The organism is Flexivirga alba, from assembly GCF_042661025.1.
GTDB classification, from domain to species: domain Bacteria; phylum Actinomycetota; class Actinomycetes; order Actinomycetales; family Dermatophilaceae; genus Flexivirga; species Flexivirga alba.
The window spans coordinates 236935-253807 of sequence record NZ_JBHSWH010000001.1; the positions used below are offsets into that span (position 1 = coordinate 236935).

The following is a 16873-nucleotide window of genomic DNA, read 5'->3' on the forward strand; positions in this document are numbered from 1 at the left end:
CTCTCGCTCCGTCCGGTTAGGTTGTCGGTATGACGGTCCGACCCCTCGACGAGCTGGTCCATGAGTCCTGGTTGCCGGTCCTGGAACCGGTGGCCGACAAGGTGTCCGAGTGCGGCGAATTCCTCCGCGCGGAGATCGCTGCCGGCCGCGGCTACCTACCCAGCGGCGACAAGGTGTTGCGCGCATTCGAGCGACCTCTGGACGACGTGCGCGTCCTCATCGTCGGCCAGGATCCCTACCCGACACCGGGCGACGCCGTCGGATTGTCGTTCTCGGTGTCGCCCGAGCGCCCGGTGCCGGCGAGCCTGCGCAACATCTACCAGGAACTGACCAGCGACATCGGCTGCCCACCGCCGAGCAACGGTGACCTCTCGCCGTGGGTGGACCAGGGGTGCTGCTGCTCAACCGAGTGCTCACGGTGCGTCCCGGCGACAGCAACAGCCATCACGACATCGGCTGGGAGCACGTCACCGCCGCTGCGATCGCCGGGCTGGTGACGCGTGGCGGGCCACTGGTCGCGATCCTCTGGGGCAGCAAGGCACGGGCGCTCGGCAGCCATCTCGGCCAGGTGCCGTTCGTGACGAGTGCGCACCCATCGCCGCTGTCGGCGTACCGGGGCTTCTTCGGCTCCCGGCCGTTCAGTCAGGCCAATAAGTTGCTCACCGACCAAGGTGCCGACCCGATCGATTGGAGTTTGCCGTGAGCCCTCAGCCGCGTCGCTGGCAGCGCTATGTCGCCATCGGCGACTCGTTCACCGAGGGAATGGTGGACGAGTCCACCACCGAGCCGGGGACGTATGCCGGCTGGGCCGATCGGCTGGCCGCCGCATTTGCCGCCGAAAATGCAACAACATCAACCACATTCGGCTACGCGAACCTCGCCATTCGCGGCAAGCTGCTCGCCGACGTCAGCGGTCCGCAGACCGATGCGGCGTTGGAGTTGCAGCCCGATCTGGTCAGCATCGTCGCCGGTGGCAACGACTGCCTGCGCCCGAAGGCCGATCTCGACGCGTTGGCCGACGAGCTGGAAGGCGCCGTCGAACGCATCCGAGCAACCGGCGCCGATGTGCTGATGGCCACCAGTTGTGATCCGACCTGGGCGCCCTTCCTGAAGGTGATCGGGCGCCGGGTCGCCATACACAGCCTGAATGTGTGGGGCATCGCGCAGCGACACGGTGCGTTCGTCCTCGACACGTGGACCCTGCGTGCGTTGCGCGACGTGCGCATGTGGGGTCCGGACCGGTTGCACCTGTCGACGCTCGGGCATCAGCGGGTCGCCGAGCAGGCGGCGTGGACGCTCGGCCTACGCGAGGGCGAGCGCGACTGGACCGTGCCGCTGGCACCCGCGCCGCCGCTCTCCCGCTTTGAGTCCGCGCAGGCGCACGCCGCCTGGGCTCGCACCCATCTCGCACCGTGGGTGGAGCGACGGATCAAGCACGAGAGCTCCGGCGACAACCGCGCCGCGAAAAGGCCTGAGCTGCAGACGGTTTCGGTCGACGAGCTCACGCCGATCGACAACTGACCGCCCCTCCCCTCGCCGAGAGGACACGAACTGATCGACAGGACACGAAAAAGGCCGCTGATCGGCCGCCTTTTCGTGTCCTGTCAGTGTGTTTGGTGTCCTCTCGGCGAGGAGGTTCAGGCAGTGAGCTCCGCGCGGACTGCCGCGATGAAGGCGTCGACGTCGGCCTCTGTGGTGTCGAACGAGCACATCCAGCGGACCTGGCCGGTGGCCTCGTCCCAGAAGTAGAACCGGAACTTCTCCATCAGCCGCTCCGACACCTCGGTCGGCAGGATCGGGAAGACGCCGTTGGCCTGCACGGGCAGCGGCACGCTCAGACCCGGCAAGCCGCGCACACCCTCGACCAGCCGCTGCGCCATGGCGTTGGCGTGCCCGGCGTTGCGCAGGTAGAGGTCGTCGGACAGCAACGCGATCAGCTGGGCGGAGACGAAGCGCATCTTCGAGGCCAGTTGCATCGACTGCTTGCGCAGGAACTTCATGCCGTCGACGACGTCCGGGGTGAGCACCAGCACTGCTTCACCGACCATCAGGCCGTTCTTGGTGCCGCCGAAGGACACGATGTCGACACCGGTGTCGGTGATCATCTCCTGGAACGAAACCCCAAGACTGGCAGCGGCATTCGACAACCGGGAGCCGTCGACGTGCAGCACCATGTCGTTCGCATGTGCGTGCTCGACGATCGCCCGGATCTCGTCAACGGTGTATGCCGTGCCCAGCTCGGTCGTCTGCGTGATCGACACGACCCGCGGCTGTGCGTGGTGCTCGTCACCCCGTCCGAGCGACACGGTCGCGATCAGCTCCGGCGTGAGCTTGCCGTCCCGCGTCGGGACGACCATCAGCTTCAGTCCGCCCATCCGCTCCGGCGCTGCACACTCGTCGACATGGATGTGCGCCGTGCTGGTGCAGATCACTGCCTCCCAACGCTTCGTGACCGACTGCAACGCAACGAGATTCGCGCCAGTGCCGTTGAAGACGGGGAACGCTTCCACACCGGGACCGAAGTGCTGCGCGAAGACTTCCTGCAAGTGCTCGGTGTAGACGTCCTCGCCATACGAGACCTGGTGCCCGCCGTTCGCGCGGACGATCGCCGCCAGGATCTCCGGGTGGACCCCGGAGTAGTTGTCACTGGCGAATCCACGAACGCTCGGATCGTGCAGGGGCTTGGGGAAAGTCTGGGTGTCGCTCACCGGGTAATCGTCTCAATCGCGCCGTTGACCTCAGCGGCGGGCCGCGCGTAGAGGCCGACCAGCCAGTCGGCGATATCGTCGACCAAGGTGAATTTCTTGTATCCGTCGGGCTTCTCGGCCTGCATCTGCGGCGTCACCAGCGCCATGATCCGCCCGATGGACGCCGCAGCGTCGGACTCCTTGTAGGAGTCGGCAACTGCGCGCAGCCACATCTCCGCGCCGGCCTTCGCGGTCAGGTATGCCGCGTTCGTCGCCCGCGGCTTGTCCAGGCCGGTCGACGAGATGATCGCGATCCGGCCGTGCGGGGACGCCAGGATCGGGTCGTGCAGCGCCCTCGTCGCGTGCTGCAGCGTGCGAATCAGACTGGCCTCCAACACGTCCCAGTCGGCCAGGTCACCTTCGACGATGCCCTTGCCGCCGCGCCAGCCACCGACCAGATGCATCAAACCGTCGACGCGGCCGTGCTCGGTGACCAGCGCCTGCGCCCACTCCTTGGTCGCAGTGTCGTCCGAGAGGTCCACGACCGAGGCGACGATGCGCTCTGGGTCGAGCGCGACGACGTCGGCGAGCCGGTCTGCGTTGCGACCGGCCGCGATCACCGTGGCGCCCGCCGCGGCGAACGCCGCAGCGGTCGGCTTGCCTTGATCTCCGGCGGCGCCGGCGACGACGATGACGGATCCTGTGAGATCAGTGGCGCTCATGCGGCATCAGCCGTGGACGCGGTGATGCCGGAGGTGGAGGCGATCACCGACGCCATCTGCTTACGCAGCGCCTCGTAGAAGACGTTGAGCGGGAACTCGTCATCGAGCACAAGGTCGTTCAGGGCCTTGGTCTTCGTGCCGTCGAAAGGCAGTGCCTCGGCGCCCTTGGCCCAGGTCGACCCGGGGTTGGGCACGACATACGTCGCGACGAACTCGTGCGCGGCCAGCCAGTGTCCGACGCGCGACCGGTCGATGCCGCTGCGGTAGAGCACCTCGACCTCGTCGCACAACTGCACGATGACCTCGGGCACCCGCCGCCAGTCGAAGGACAGCTTGTTGTCGGTCCAGCGCAGCGCGTCGTGCTTGTGCAGGTAGCCGAACATCAGCTGTCCACCCAGACCGTCGTAGTTGCGGTGGCGGTCACCGGTGATCGGGAAACGGAAGAGCCGGTCGAAAAGGATTGCCAGCTGGACGAATCGGGCGTATGGCTGGTCCTCGGCCTCCAGCTTGACCGCCTGCCGGAAGGTGTTGAGATCACAGCGCAACTCCTCGAGCGCGTACATCCAGAACGGCATCCGCTGCTTGATCATGAAGGGATCGAAGGGCAGGTCGCCGTGGCTGTGCGTGCGGTCGTGGATCATGTCCCACATCGCGAACGTCGACTGCACCAGTTCCTGTGAGGCTACGAGCCGCTCGCCATCCGGCGGGAGTTGCAGCGACAACAGCTCGGACGCCGCGGACACAACCCGGCGGAAGCGGGCACCCTCCCGGTCGCAGAAGATCGCACCCCAGCTGAACTTCGGAACCTCGCGCACCGCAACGGTTTCCGGGAAGAGCACTGCCGAGTTGGTGTCGTAGCCGGGCGTGAAGTCGATGAAGTTGACCGCGAGGAACATCTTGTTGTAGTAGGTCTGCTCCAGCTCGGCCAGCCAGTCCGGCCACTGCACGGAGATCAGCAGCGCCTCGAAGACGCGGTCCAGGTTGCCGTTCTGGGTGTACATCGGGAAGACGACGAGATGCTCGATGCCGTCCGCGCGGGACAAGTCGGGGCGGAACTTCATCAGTGAGTCCAGGAAGTCGGGCTCGACGAAACCGCTGTCGACCCACTTCGCCAGGTCGCTAGGCAGCTGCGCCAGGTAGTCGGCGTCGTGCGGGAATCGCGGTGCCAGCGCTGCGATTTCGGTCTTCATGGTCTCGACGAGCTCAGCAGCCCGAGCGTGCTTGCCCGCGTCCTCGATGGAGCCGTCCTTCGCCTGCATCAGCCGCAGCTCTTCGACAGCGGCCTTGAGCGCCAGCCACTCGGGGCTGCGGTCGACACCGGAGCCGATCGAGGTGACCGTGCCGGCCTGTTTGCGTGCGGCACTCGCCCAGGTGACCAGGTTGGTCCAGAAGCGGCGGTGGTCCAGCTCATCGATGGAGTCATCGCCCACGATGTCGGAGTCGGCCAGCACGACGACGCGCCCCGCGCCATACGGGAGTGCAACGGCCAGTGGCTGGCGGGCGGGGTATGCCGACGCGCTGGTCCGCGCGAGCACCTTCGCCTCGGGTGCGCCCGAGACGTCGATGACGCCGGCGCGATAGAAGCACAACTCGTCGACCCCGGCGAGCAGTCCCTGGCCGAGCCCGCCTTCGATGTCGGCGAGCACCCAGGTGGCGTTCTCGTGGAAGCGGCGGCCGCCCTCGGCCGTCTCGTGCACGGTGGTGCTGGGGACGTGCAGACCGAAGCGGGCGAGCAACTCGTTGAGGTTGTTGCCGTAGACGTCCTGGTCGCACTCGGCGAGGACCACCAGGCCGCCGCCCTGCTCGACGAACTCGACGACGGTGTCGATCTCCCCAGCCTCCAGCACTGGAGGCAGATCACCAGTGGTCTTCTCGGCCTCCTTGGCCGCGGGGTGATCGATGACGAGCACGTCGGCACCTGCGAGCGCCTCGGCGACCAACGGACCGGACTCGTGACCGACCACGTCGAAGCCGCGACCCCGCAGCGTGTCGGCAGCCTTCTCCAGCGAGGAGTCGGCCGGGTTCGCCGGGTTCATCATTGCCGCGGTCGCCCTGGTCAACGCCCAGGCGCTGCTGTGGGCCTGCTCCACGACCACCTTCGGGAAGACGCTCATTTCAGTCACATCCTTCGTCATCTATAGGAGATTCTCTTGTCATCTCGATTCTAGACAGGAAGACTTGCGGTTTCCAACCCAGTTGACCCAGTCAATGTGACGCGCATTACGCTCCAAGGCATGCCGGTCGATCGCATCCTTCCCACGGCTGATGCGGCGGACCTGATCGAGCTCACCCGCGAGATCGCCGCACGCGAGCTGACCCCAATCGTTGACGAGGTGGAGCGCACCGCTGCGCCGCCTCGCGATGTCTTCCGCACGCTCGGCCGGGCCGGCCTGTTGTCGCTGGCCTACCCCGAGGAATTCGGCGGCGGCGAGCAGCCCTACGAGATCTACCTGCAGGTCGTCGAGGAGCTCGCGATGGCGTGGATGAGCATCGCCATCGGCGTCTCGGTGCACTCCCTGACGGCATACCCGGTCGAACACTTCGGCACGGATGAACAACGCCGGGCCTTGCTGCCGGACATGCTCAGTGGCGAAACCCTCGGCGGTTACTGCCTTTCCGAGCGCGAAGCGGGCTCGGACATCGCGTCGATGCGCACGCGCGCCACCCTCGGCGCGGACGGCAGCGCCACCCTCAGCGGCACCAAGAGCTGGATCTCGCACGCGGCGCATGCCGACTACTACACGGCCTTCGCGCGCACGGATGACACTGGTGGCAAGGGCATCTCGTGCTTCATCGTGCCGGCTGACGCGGCCGGCCTCAGCTTCGGCGTCCCCGAACGCAAGATGGGCCTTGCCGGCGACCCGGTCGCCGAGGTGCACTTCGACAAGGTCGCCGTCGATGCGGGTCGGATGATTGGCGAGCGCGGGCAAGGAATGGCGATCGCGCTGGCCGCACTCGACGCCGGACGCCTCGGCATTGCTGCGGCCGCAACGGGTTTGGCGCAGGCCGCGTTGGATCTCGCCACGTCATACGCCGTGGAGCGCAAGCAGTTCGGGCAGTCGATCTCGAAGTTCGAGGGGCTCGCGTTCCTACTGGCGGACATGGAAGCTGCTACGACTTCCGCCCGGGCGACCTACCTGCACGCGGCTCGGCTGAAGGATGCGGGGCGACCGTTCTCCAAGCAGGCCGCCGTCGCCAAGCTGATCGCCACCGACGCCGCGATGCGGGTGACGACCGACGCCGTGCAAGTGCTCGGCGGTGCCGGCTACACGACAGACTTCCCGGCCGAACGCTTCATGCGCGAGGCGAAGGTGACCCAGATCTTCGAGGGCACCAACCAGATCCAACGACTGGTGATCTCACGGCAGCTGCTGCGTGAAGTCACCCAATGAGGCTCATTCTCCGTTGGCGTTGCTGATCGCTAGCTCCCTGCAACGCCAGCGGGTTACGAGCCTCCTGAGCCTGTTTTGAATGAACTTCACGGAAAGGGCACCTCACAATGAAGATCGACTCCACCACCGTCGCACTGGTCACCGGGGCAGGCTCGGGCCTCGGCGAGGCGACAGCACGCAAGCTGTATGCCGATGGCGCCGCCGTCGTCCTGCTGGACCTCCCGAGCTCCAAGGGCGCCGACGTTGCCGAATCCCTCGGCGAGAGAGCACAATTCGTCGCGGCCGATGTCACCGACGAGGAGCAGGTCAAGGCTGCCGTCGACGCAGCGGCCGCCCTGGGCACGTTGCGGATCGTCGTCAACTGCGCAGGCGTCGCGACGCCCGGCCGAGTCATCAGCAAGCGCGGCGTGCTGCCCCTCGAAGCATTCGCCAAGGTCGTGCAGATCAATCTGATCGGCACCTTCAACGTGCTGCGCCTGGCCGCCGAGCAGATGGTCGGCAACGAGCCCCTCGACGGCGACCGCGGCGTCATCACCATGACCGCGTCGGTTGCTGCGTATGACGGCCAGATCGGCCAGGCGGCATACGCGTCCTCCAAAGCGGGCATCGTCGGACTGACGCTGACCGCAGCACGGGACTTGGCCGACAAGGGAATACGGGTGATGACCATCGCCCCCGGCACTTTCGAGACGCCGATGCTCGCCGGCCTGCCGAACGACGTGAAGTCGACGCTCGAAGCGCAGGTCCCGCATCCCTCGCGCCTCGGCCGCCCGGACGAATACGCCTCGCTCGTTGCGCACATCGTCGACAACCAGATGCTCAACGGCGAGGTCATCCGCCTCGACGGAGCACTCCGGATGCCCCCTCGGTGAATTGACCGAGAGGAGTACCAACTGACTGAGCGGAGTACGGAATCGAGGTGTTTTCGTACTCCCCTCGGTCGTTGGCTACTCCTCTCGGTTAGAACACCCCATGTGCAGGATGCTGACCGTTTCCGGGCGCTGGCGGGGTAACCACAAGCCCGAGGTCGCGAGCGCGGCACCGCTGATCGTCTGGTCACCGAGTGGTCCGGTTGCCGACTCGGCGACGGGCCCGAGCCACACGACGCGATAACGAGTCTGCGGCTGCAGGCCCGGAATCCGAAGCGTGTTCCCGCGATTCGAGGCACTCTCGTCGAGTTGCGCGAGTGCCACGATGGCTTCACTGCCGTCTTCAGCAACGACCCCATAGCCATGGGCCGTCGGGTCCGGCAGGTCGCAACGGAAGGTCCGGCCGCCCTGCAGCAGCGCACGGTGCGACCGGTAGATCTGCGTCCACTCGGCGATGCGGTCCAGGTCCGCTTCGCTGGCACCGGTCAGGTCCCACTCGATGCCGAAGGACCCGAAAAGCGCTGTGCCAGCACGAAAGTCAAGTCCAAGGGTGCGGCCGGTCTGGTGCGAAGTCGGCGCCGAGATGTGCGCGCCCAGGTATTCCGGTGCGACAAGTTGCCCGGTCCAGCGCTGGATCCGCTGACGCGCCAACGCATCGGTCATGTCTGAGGTCCAGAAGCGCTGCACGTGCTCGATCGTGCCGAGGTCGATCCGTCCGCCGCCGCTCGCGCAGGACTCCCAGGCGATCTGCGGATGGCGCTGTCGCAGGTCGTCGAGCAACCGCAGATACGCCTCAGTCTGGTCGTGGAACGCGGGTGCGCCCTCGCGGGCGGTGCTGCCAGCCTCGAGTAGGTCCCGATTGTGATCCCACTTGACGAAATCGACTGGTGTCGCAGTCAATACGGCATCCAGCTGGTCCCGCACGGTCGTCCACGCCGCGTCGTGAGTCAGGTCGAGAACCTGCTGGTTACGCTGCTCGAGCGGCAGTCGGCCGGCAGGCTGCAGGACCCACTCCGGGTGTGCTCGAAAGAGGCCTGAGTCGGGGTTGATCATCTCCGGCTCGAACCAGAGGCCGAACGCCATACCGAGTCCGTGCACTGTGTCGGCCAACGGCTGCAAGCCGTCCGGCCAGACATCCGGGTCGACCCACCAGTCCCCCAGGCCTGCATGATCATTGCGTCGCAGGTGGAACCAGCCGTCGTCGAGGACGAAGCGCTCCATGCCGACCCGCGCGGCGAGCCGCGCCAACTCCTCCAGCTTGTCCTGCCGGTGGTCGAAATAGACCGCCTCCCACACATTCAGCGTCGCCGGCTGCGGACCCGGGTGGGTCGGCAGCGTGCGCTGCCAGGTGTGCAGTGCATGCGCGAGGCCATCGAGCCCGTCCTCTGCAGCGATCACGAAAACCCATGGGGTCGTGTAGCTTTCGCCCATGCCCAACGCGATCTCGCCGGGTTGCAGAAGCTCCCCGCCGAGCAGGAACGCCGGTCCTTGGGCTCCGCGGGCGGCGCCGAGCCGCGTGTTGCCGCTCCACGCCACCGTCATACCGACGACCCGACCGTGCGCGAAACCGAAGCCGGGGGTCCCGGCAACCAATATCGTCGCCGACTCGCAGCCGGGCTTGCCGGCCCGCGACTCGTGCAGCGAGACCCCGTCGACAATCGGGTGGCGCTGCGGGACCCGTTCCCCGCCGTGTCGGCCGGTGAATTCGAGCAGCTCAGTGTGGTCGTCCGGGATCGGCACACTGACCGACAATTCGTCCAGGAGATAGACACCGGCGGCGCGGTTGGTCAGCGTATGACGGATCCGGATGGCGCCACCCGCGAGCGCCTCGACCTCACAGGTGAATCCCAGTCCGGAACTCTCGTCGACTGCACCGAACTCGAGCCGGTCGTCACTGCGCACCACGCGGTCGACGATGAACTTCGTCGTCCAGGACCGGCCGGCGCCGAGCCCGTCAGGCCCCGCGACGACCCCGTGCCCGACGATCCCTGGCCGGACCACGTTGCCGCGCCACTGCTCGACGAGCAGCGGGCAGCCCGGGCGGGCGTCATACAGGTCGCCGGCCGGTTCGTCGGGCAGCTGCGCCACGTAGCCGACCGACGGCAGCGGCTCGCCGACCGCCGGCACGTCCATGCCGAGCGTGGTGCCGGCGCGGGCGGGAAAACGCACCGGTCAGCCCTTGCTGGAGCCGAGCGAGAGCCCGGCGATGAACTGCCGTTGCAGCACCAGGAAAACGATCAGGGTCGGGATCGCGGCAAGCAGTGCAGCCGCAGCGATCTGGTTCTGGTTGCTGACGAACTGGCCCTGCAGATCGTTGAGCGCCGAGGTGATCGGGCGCTCACTGCCGGAACTCATCAGCACGGTTGCCCAGAAGAAGTCGTTGTAGATCCAGATCGTCAGCAAGGTGCCCAGCGCACCGAGGGCCGGTCGGCACATCGGCAGCGTGAGCCGCCACCACTGGGTGAACAATCCGGCGCCGTCCACGCGCGCGGCTTCATACATCTCCTCCGGAATCGCCTGCATGAAGTTGCGGAGCACGAAGACACAGAAGCCGAGCTGGAAGGTGACGTTGATGATGATCAGACCGAGGTAGGTGTTGTAGAGAGTCCCCGAGGAACTCACCCAGCCCGGCACCACCAGCTGGGTGTAGATCCAGTAGAGCGGGGTGATGATGGCCTGCGGCGGGAGCAGGTTGCCGGCGGTGAAGAGGATCAGCAACGCGATGCTCCACCAGGTCCGCAACCGCGACAGGACGAACGCCACCATGGACGCCAGCAACAACGCGACGATCACGGCAGGCACCACGATGTAGAGCGTGTTGAGGAAGTAGTGGGCCATGTTGCCCTGCGACCAGGCGGAGCTGAAATTGCTGAAAGTCAGTCCCCCGTGGGGCAGGGAGGCGTAGCCGTATTTCGCGGTGCTCGACACCGGCCGCAACGCCACATAGATGGCGGCGAGGATCGGCAGGATCCACAAGACCGTCATCAGAATCATGAACGCCGTCGCGAAGAACCGGCCCTTCTGGAACCGTCGTGACGCCGCGGTCACGGGCAGGCTTTCAGCAGTCATCGGGCCTCCTCCTTGCGGAAGTTGTTCCACAGGAAGATGCAGATCGGCACGAGGGAGACGAGCAGCAGAACAGTGGCGAGCGCCGACCCGTAACCGATGCGCTGGGTCTGACCCATGATCCACTCGGTGACCAGCATCGAGAGCAGTTCCAATCCGGGCAGCACAGCACCCTTCGAGGTGATGTACACCAGGTCGTAAGCCCGCAACGACTCGATCACGGTGATCACCAGCACGACGACGTTGATCGGACGCAGCACCGGGAAGATCACCTTCCAGAACGTCGTCCACGCGTTGGCGCCGTCGAGCGAAGCTGCTTCTCGCAGAGTCGGATCGACGGCCTTCAGGCCGGCCAGATAGAGCACCATCACGTAACCTGCTTGCCGCCAGCTGGCCTCGACCAGCACCGCCCAGAGGTTCAGGTGCGGGTTGCCCAGCCAGTCGATCGCGTTGCTGTCGCCGGTTCGGCCGAGCGCCGAATTGAGCAGGCCGAAATTCTGCGAGTAGATCAGTTCCCAGATGATGCCGATCAGCGCCAGGGACAGCATCACCGGCAGGAAGAGAACGCTCTGGTAGATCCGACTGCCCTTGATGTTGCGGTCGATCAGGACCGCGAAGAACATCCCCAGCGGGGTCGCGATGCAGACGAAGACCAACAGCCAGATGACGTTGTGTTCGACGGCAGGCCAGAACTGCGGGTCGGTCTGCGCTGCGAATTTGTAGTTGTCGAGCCCATTGCCCTTGATCGAGCTGAAGCCGCCGAGGTTGTCCCAGGTGGCGAACGACAGACCGACCGTCGCGATCGCCGGCAGCCAGATGAACAGCAGATCCGCGAGCAGCGGTATGCCGAGCATGAAGAGCATCAGCAGCTTGTCGCGCCGGGAGAATGAGCGAATTCGCCGGCGCTTGCGGTTCGCACGCCCCGGCGGTTTCGACGCCGCCGGTGGCGTGCTCACCTGATGTGCGGTCATGAGGTCTTGAAGACCGTCTTTGCTTGGGCCTCCAGACTCTTCATGATGGACTGCGCTTCACCGGCGGTCGGGTTGTTGATGAATTGGTCGAACGCTGCGGCCACGGTGTTGTCGGCAAAGCCGCCGTCGCTGTCACGGTCGAGGAACTGCGCCACCGACTTGCACTTGCCGATGACCTCGACGGACTTCTTCTGGATCGCGTTGTAACTGGGCACGGTCGCGCCGCTGGCGACCGCGACGTCCCACTGGTCGTACTTCAGGTATGACGCCTCGGCTTCTCCGGTCCCGATGTACTCCAGCAGCTTCTTGGACGCAGTGACGTTCTTGGCCTTGGCCGAGATGCAGAACCCGTCCGCCGGTGCGTCCATGTAGTCCTGGCCCCATTGGGCGTTGATCTCGGGGTAGACGAAGAAGTCCAGCGCCTTCAGGTCGGCCTTGTCGGCGACATACTGGGCGGCGACCTGGTTGGTGCCCTGGAACATCATGGCGGCCTTGCCGGTCTCCAGGGTCTTGGCCGCGTCCTGCCAGATGCGGCCCGTGGCGCCGGTCTGGCAGTAGGGCATCAGTTCGCGCCAGTGGTCGAAGACTGCGGTCAGGCGCGAGTCGGTCCACGGCACCTTGTGCTGGCACAGCTGCATGTGGAAGTCGTAGCCATTGATGCGCAGGTTGAGGATGTCGAAGGTTCCGAGGGCGGGCCAGCCGTCCTTCTGCCCGAACGCGAACGGGATAAGCCCGTCACCCTTGATCTTCTTACACAGGGTGATCAGCGCGTCCCAGTTCTTGGGGACCTCGTATCCGTGCTTGTTGAACACCGTCATGTTCTGGAAGACGACCCACGGGTAGTTGTAGATCGGCACGAGGTAGTAGTGCCCGTCCGCACCCTTGGACAGTGCCTTGATCGCGTCGGGGAAGCCGGAGCCGATCTTGTCCCAGACGTCGTCGATCTGGGTGATCAGCCCCTTGGACGCGAAGGTCTGCAGCCGATAGCCCGCGAACCAGGTGAACAGGTCGTTCGGGGTGCCCTGCAGGTAGGAGTTGATGTTGTTCTGGAAGGTGTTGTGGTCGACGCTGTTGATCGACACCTTGACACCGGTGTTCTTCTCCGCAGCAGAGATGAGCGACGCGAACGCCTGCTTCGGCGCGGGGTCTGAATAGTTCGACCCGAACGACACCGAGTTGCCCCCGACCGGCTTCTGGGAGCCTCCGGCGCTCGAGGTCCCGGTGCTGCTCGAACCGCCACCGCTGCCCTTGGTCCCACACGCGCTGAGGAAGCCAGCGCCGGCTATCGCGGCCGCGCCGGTCAGCGCGCGCCGGCGGGTGACCGGGGCGCCGAGCCCGAGACGTCGGGCAATGCCCTGAGCCCCGGAGTCCGGGGTGGAATGGGTGGATCTTGACTCGACCATGGTTGGCCTCCCAGTGCGCGGCATCGCTGCCAATCTCGTTGGATGGCCGAGAAAATCAAACAAATTCGTTCAAGATCGACCAATCGAATGCAAGCACTCCAACATTTGGGTGTCAAGGGATTTGGCGATACCCACGGACAGCATTCAGGCCCCGCCGAGGCGGGGCCTGAATATCCGGAGGTGCTCAGCTGTCGGAAGATTTCGCCCAAAGATTGATGCCGGCATCAATGGCGTGCCGGTCGATCTTCTTCAGCTCGTCGTCGGTGAAGTCCAGGTTGTCCAACGCCCCGAGGCTGTCCTCGAGTTGCTCGACGCTGGACGCGCCGACGAGGACGGACGTGACGCGCTGGTCGCGCAGCACCCACGAGAGCGCGAACTGCGCCAGCGTCTGACCACGCTTCTTGGCCATCCGGTTGAGCGCCTGCAGGTGCTTCACTGTCGACTCGGTCAGCATCTTCGGGTCCAGCGACTTCCCTTGGGTCGCACGCGAACCCTCGGGGACACCCTTGAGGTACTTCGACGTCAGCATCCCCTGAGCAAGCGGCGAAAAGGCAATGCAGCCAACGCCGTTCATGCCGAGGGTGTCGAGCAGGTCCTCTTCGACCCAGCGGTTGAGCATCGAGTATGACGGCTGGTGGATCAACAGCGGCGTCCCCATTTCGCGCAGGATCCGCACTGCCTCTGCCGTCCGTGGACCGCTGTATGACGAGATCCCGACATACAGCGCCTTGCCCTGCCGGACCGCGGTGTCGAGTGCGCCGAGGGTCTCCTCCAGTGGTGTCGTGTCGTCGAAGCGGTGGCTGTAGAAGATGTCGACGTAGTCGACACCCATCCGCTGCAACGACTGGTCCAGCGAGGCGAGCAGGTACTTCCGCGAGCCGCCACCCTGCCCGTAGGGACCGGGCCACATGTCGTAGCCGGCCTTGGTCGACAGAATGAGTTCGTCGCGGTAGCGCTTGAAGTCCTGGGCGAAGATCGCGCCGAAGTTGCGCTCCGCCGAGCCGTATGGCGGGCCGTAGTTGTTCGCCAGGTCGAAGTGCGTCACGCCCCGGTCGAAGGCACGTCGCAGGATCGCGCGTTGCCTGTCCAGCGGCACGTCGTCGCCGAAGTTGTGCCAGAGCCCGAGTGAGAGGGCGGGAAGGTCCAATCCGCTTGTGCCACAACGCCGGTAGGTCATCGAGTCGTAGCGGCCACGGTCTGCTTGATAGTCGTCTGCATGCATCGTCACGCCATACATCCTCGCAGCACCATGCCGATTGACGGCTTGGTTGTGGCTGGATTCGTGGGACCGCCGCACCCATGGGTAGCATTGGGCCGCTCGCGGGCCCGTCCCGCGGCACGCCGGTGTAGCTCAGTTGGTAGAGCGCTTCACTTGTAATGAAGATGTCGCGGGTTCGACTCCTGTCACCGGCTCCGTATCCGTTCTGAGGGCTGTATGCCTGCGTCCCGACCGCGACAAATATCAGGAAACGCTCAGGTTCTGAACGCCACCACAGGTTTCCCTCCGGGTGGATGATCGAACGTCGCTGTTCCACTGTCGGGACAGGACGCTCGAAGGAGTCATCAAATGCGTAGAACGCTTTTCGGTGCCCTCGCAGCAGCAGCTCTGTGTGTCGGCGGCACGTCGCCGGCCTTGGCTGCCGCCCCTGGTCAACACCATGCCCCGTCCCCGTCGTCCGATTGCCAGTTGGCGAACGGAATCAAGCATGTCGTCCAGATCGACTTCGACAACGTGCACCTCACCCGCGACAACCCGAACGTCGCGAGCGACCTCGAGCAGATGCCGGCCCTGCTGAACTTCATGAAGAGTCAGGGCGTCGTGATGACCAACACCCACGACGACCTGGTGCACACCGGCACCAACATGATCTCGAACGCGACGGGGCTCTATCCCGACCGCAACGCGATCACCCAGTCCAACAGCGGTGACTTGTATGACGCGACGGGCACGCCGACCGGGTACTCGTCCTTCTCCTATTGGACCGACAAGCTGTCGACCTTCAGCGGCGCCACCACCAACCGCTACAACCTCGACTACCTGCCGTCACGCACGGCGCCCGCCCCGGCGCAGAGCGTCAACGTGCCGGCACCGTGGACGCCGTTCACCGAGGCCGGCTGCAACGTCGGCGAGGTGGGCAGCCCCAACACCGTCCTGGAGAACACCGGCAGCGATGTCACGACGGTCTTCGGCGCGAACTCGCCACAGGCGGCTGAAGCCAAGGCCGATCCGACCAAGGCGCAAGCCGACCTGGTCGGGCTCGCGGTCCACTGCGCCAAGGGTGCCGCGCTCTGTGCGTCCGGTCAGCAGGACGCGCTGCCCGACGAACCCGGTGGCTACAGCGGCTACAAGGCGCTCTTCGGCGGCGCCCAGATCCAGCCGCAGATCAGCCCGGACGGTCCGGTCAAGGCGACCGATGGCTCGGTCATCGCGGACAGCAAGGGCAACCCCGGATTCCCCGGCTTCGACTCGGAGACCGCGAACAACTCCCTCGGCTACACCGCCCAGCTGCTGGAGCACGGTGTGCAGGCCGTCAACCTCTACATCTCCGACGTGCACGGCGATCACACCGCGGCGCAGACCGGTGACCTCGGGCCGGGACAGCAGACCTACGAGCAACAGCTCGCGGCATACAACACCGCCTTCCAGGCCTTCTTCGACCGGCTCGCCAAGGACGGTATGACGGCGCAGAACACGCTGTTCACCTTCACCACCGACGAGGGCGACCACTTCGCCGGCAGTGCACCGACACCTGCGAATTGCACTGGCACCAATGGCAATTACTGCAACTACGCGACAAGCTCCGAGGTCAATGTGAACCTCCCCGGCCTGCTTGCGACGCAGCGCGGGAACACCACGCCGTTCGCCATACACTCCGACCCTGCGCCGGCTATCTGGCTGAACGGCAACCCGGATCGGACCGCGGCGCTGACCCGCACCTTCGGGCGTGACCTTGGCGCGCTGACCCTCACCAACCCCTACACGGGCGCGAACGAGCCGGTGGCCTACGACATCGCGGACTCGGTCGAGCAACGCATCCTGCACTTCGTCAGCGCCGACCCCGCGCGTACACCCACCCTCACCGCTTTCTCCGGTGAGGACTCGTATGTCGGTGGCGGACAAGCGAATTGCAACCGACCGTGCGTCTACACCAGCTCCGGATACGCCTGGAACCACGGCAGCTACTGGCCGGACATGCAGGACATCTGGGCGGGGTATGTCGGCCCCGGCATCTCGGCACGCGGCACGGACGGCACCTTCACCGACCAAGTCGACATGCGCCCGACCGTGCTGCTCCTCACCGGCCTACAGGACCGCTACCAGGTCGACGGAGTGCCGGTCCTGCCGATCATCGCCGACTCGGCGCTGTCACCTGCGGCCCGCAACCACCGGTCGCAGCTGACCGCAGCGGAGGCGGCATACAAGCAACTGGTCGCGCCGACCGGCACCTTCGCGATGCACACGCTGAAGGCGTCGACCGCTGCCATCAAGAGCAACAGCCCAGGAGATGCGCAGTACACCAGGACCGAAGACGCCTTGAGTGCAATCGGATCCGTCCGTGATGCCACGGGCCAGCAGTTGGCTGCCGTCATACTTGGCGCGACCGAGGGTCACGGTGCGCAGGCGGTCGGCAAGGTCAGCCGCCTGACGTCGGAGGTGAAGCGGCTCGAAGCCCGATCAGCCGGGATCCGCTGACTCCTGGCGATGCGGCCCACCCGGCAACATCAGGAGCGACCGAACGAACCACTAGCTTGTGTCCTGCTC

General features: G+C 65.7%; 12 protein-coding genes, 1 tRNA gene and 1 pseudogene. 6 read left to right on the forward strand and 8 right to left on the reverse strand.

Annotated features, from left to right (window positions below; genetic code table 11):
- The first annotated feature begins 29 nt into the window (after positions 1-29).
- Positions 30-703: pseudogene (locus tag ACFQDH_RS01120) on the forward strand (uracil-DNA glycosylase).
- Entirely contained in the window at positions 700-1521 is an 822-nt protein-coding gene (locus ACFQDH_RS01125) for an SGNH/GDSL hydrolase family protein (RefSeq protein WP_382397673.1), read from the forward strand. Before ACFQDH_RS01120 ends, ACFQDH_RS01125 begins: the two are co-directional and overlap by 4 nt.
- A gap of 116 nt (positions 1522-1637) precedes the next feature.
- On the opposite strand, the gene ACFQDH_RS01130 is transcribed toward ACFQDH_RS01125, so the two are convergent.
- From ACFQDH_RS01130 to ACFQDH_RS01140, 3 genes are read right to left on the reverse strand one after another with little or no spacing between them, the layout of a single operon-like run.
- Positions 1638-2708, reverse strand: coding sequence for a threonine aldolase family protein (locus ACFQDH_RS01130; protein ID WP_382397675.1), 1071 nt, complete (start codon positions 2706-2708; stop codon positions 1638-1640).
- Complete coding sequence (locus ACFQDH_RS01135) at positions 2705-3409, reverse strand: SDR family NAD(P)-dependent oxidoreductase (RefSeq protein ID WP_382397677.1); 705 nt, start codon at positions 3407-3409, stop codon at positions 2705-2707. Before ACFQDH_RS01135 ends, ACFQDH_RS01130 begins: the two co-directional genes overlap by 4 nt.
- A complete protein-coding gene (locus ACFQDH_RS01140; protein ID WP_382397679.1) occupies positions 3406-5523 on the reverse strand; it encodes a DUF6421 family protein in 2118 nt (705 codons plus the stop codon). The genes ACFQDH_RS01135 and ACFQDH_RS01140 overlap by 4 nt, the downstream gene beginning before the upstream one ends.
- 120 nt (positions 5524-5643) lie before the next feature.
- Between ACFQDH_RS01140 and ACFQDH_RS01145 the strand changes: the two genes are divergently transcribed.
- Positions 5644-6801: an acyl-CoA dehydrogenase family protein gene (locus tag ACFQDH_RS01145; RefSeq protein WP_382397681.1), complete on the forward strand. Its 1158-nt coding sequence runs from the start codon at positions 5644-5646 to the stop codon at positions 6799-6801.
- Positions 6802-6908: 107 nt separating this feature from the next.
- On the forward strand, positions 6909-7673 hold the full coding sequence (locus ACFQDH_RS01150) for an SDR family NAD(P)-dependent oxidoreductase (RefSeq protein ID WP_382397683.1): 765 nt from the start codon (positions 6909-6911) through the stop codon (positions 7671-7673).
- Positions 7674-7748: 75 nt separating this feature from the next.
- Here the strand turns inward: ACFQDH_RS01150 and ACFQDH_RS01155 are convergent, their stop codons facing one another.
- The 5 genes from ACFQDH_RS01155 to mgrA form a co-directional block, all read right to left on the reverse strand.
- Positions 7749-9839: an alpha-galactosidase gene (locus tag ACFQDH_RS01155; RefSeq protein ID WP_382397685.1), complete on the reverse strand. Its 2091-nt coding sequence runs from the start codon at positions 9837-9839 to the stop codon at positions 7749-7751.
- Positions 9840-9842: 3 nt separating this feature from the next.
- The gene (locus ACFQDH_RS01160; protein WP_382397687.1) at positions 9843-10739 is read right to left on the reverse strand and encodes a carbohydrate ABC transporter permease; all 897 of its coding nucleotides are present in this window, start codon (positions 10737-10739) and stop codon (positions 9843-9845) included.
- Complete coding sequence (locus tag ACFQDH_RS01165) at positions 10736-11707, reverse strand: carbohydrate ABC transporter permease (RefSeq protein ID WP_382397689.1); 972 nt, start codon at positions 11705-11707, stop codon at positions 10736-10738. Before ACFQDH_RS01165 ends, ACFQDH_RS01160 begins: the two co-directional genes overlap by 4 nt.
- A complete protein-coding gene (locus ACFQDH_RS01170) occupies positions 11704-13110 on the reverse strand; it encodes an ABC transporter substrate-binding protein (protein WP_382397691.1) in 1407 nt (468 codons plus the stop codon). The genes ACFQDH_RS01165 and ACFQDH_RS01170 overlap by 4 nt, the downstream gene beginning before the upstream one ends.
- A gap of 184 nt (positions 13111-13294) precedes the next feature.
- Entirely contained in the window at positions 13295-14332 is a 1038-nt protein-coding gene (gene mgrA / locus ACFQDH_RS01175; RefSeq protein WP_382404784.1) for an L-glyceraldehyde 3-phosphate reductase, read from the reverse strand.
- Positions 14333-14450: 118 nt separating this feature from the next.
- On the opposite strand from mgrA, the gene ACFQDH_RS01180 reads away from it, so the two are divergent.
- Positions 14451-14523: transfer RNA gene (locus ACFQDH_RS01180), tRNA-Thr, on the forward strand.
- Positions 14524-14677: 154 nt separating this feature from the next.
- Positions 14678-16804, forward strand: coding sequence for an alkaline phosphatase family protein (locus tag ACFQDH_RS01185; RefSeq protein WP_382397693.1), 2127 nt, complete (start codon positions 14678-14680; stop codon positions 16802-16804).
- Positions 16805-16873 lie beyond the last annotated feature (69 nt).

What these genes read in the sequence shown, in the direction of transcription:
- ACFQDH_RS01170 (WP_382397691.1), bottom strand. Translation starts at nt 13,110, where the DNA reads ATGGTCGAGTCAAGATCCACCCATTCCACCCCGGACTCCGGGGCTCAG.
- ACFQDH_RS01160 (WP_382397687.1), bottom strand. Translation starts at nt 10,739, where the DNA reads ATGACTGCTGAAAGCCTGCCCGTGACCGCGGCGTCACGACGGTTCCAG.
- ACFQDH_RS01165 (WP_382397689.1), bottom strand. Translation starts at nt 11,707, where the DNA reads ATGACCGCACATCAGGTGAGCACGCCACCGGCGGCGTCGAAACCGCCG.
- mgrA (WP_382404784.1), bottom strand. Translation starts at nt 14,332, where the DNA reads ATGCATGCAGACGACTATCAAGCAGACCGTGGCCGCTACGACTCGATG.
- ACFQDH_RS01185 (WP_382397693.1), top strand. Translation starts at nt 14,678, where the DNA reads ATGCGTAGAACGCTTTTCGGTGCCCTCGCAGCAGCAGCTCTGTGTGTC.
- ACFQDH_RS01135 (WP_382397677.1), bottom strand. Translation starts at nt 3,409, where the DNA reads ATGAGCGCCACTGATCTCACAGGATCCGTCATCGTCGTCGCCGGCGCC.
- ACFQDH_RS01140 (WP_382397679.1), bottom strand. Translation starts at nt 5,523, where the DNA reads ATGAGCGTCTTCCCGAAGGTGGTCGTGGAGCAGGCCCACAGCAGCGCC.
- ACFQDH_RS01145 (WP_382397681.1), top strand. Translation starts at nt 5,644, where the DNA reads ATGCCGGTCGATCGCATCCTTCCCACGGCTGATGCGGCGGACCTGATC.
- ACFQDH_RS01150 (WP_382397683.1), top strand. Translation starts at nt 6,909, where the DNA reads ATGAAGATCGACTCCACCACCGTCGCACTGGTCACCGGGGCAGGCTCG.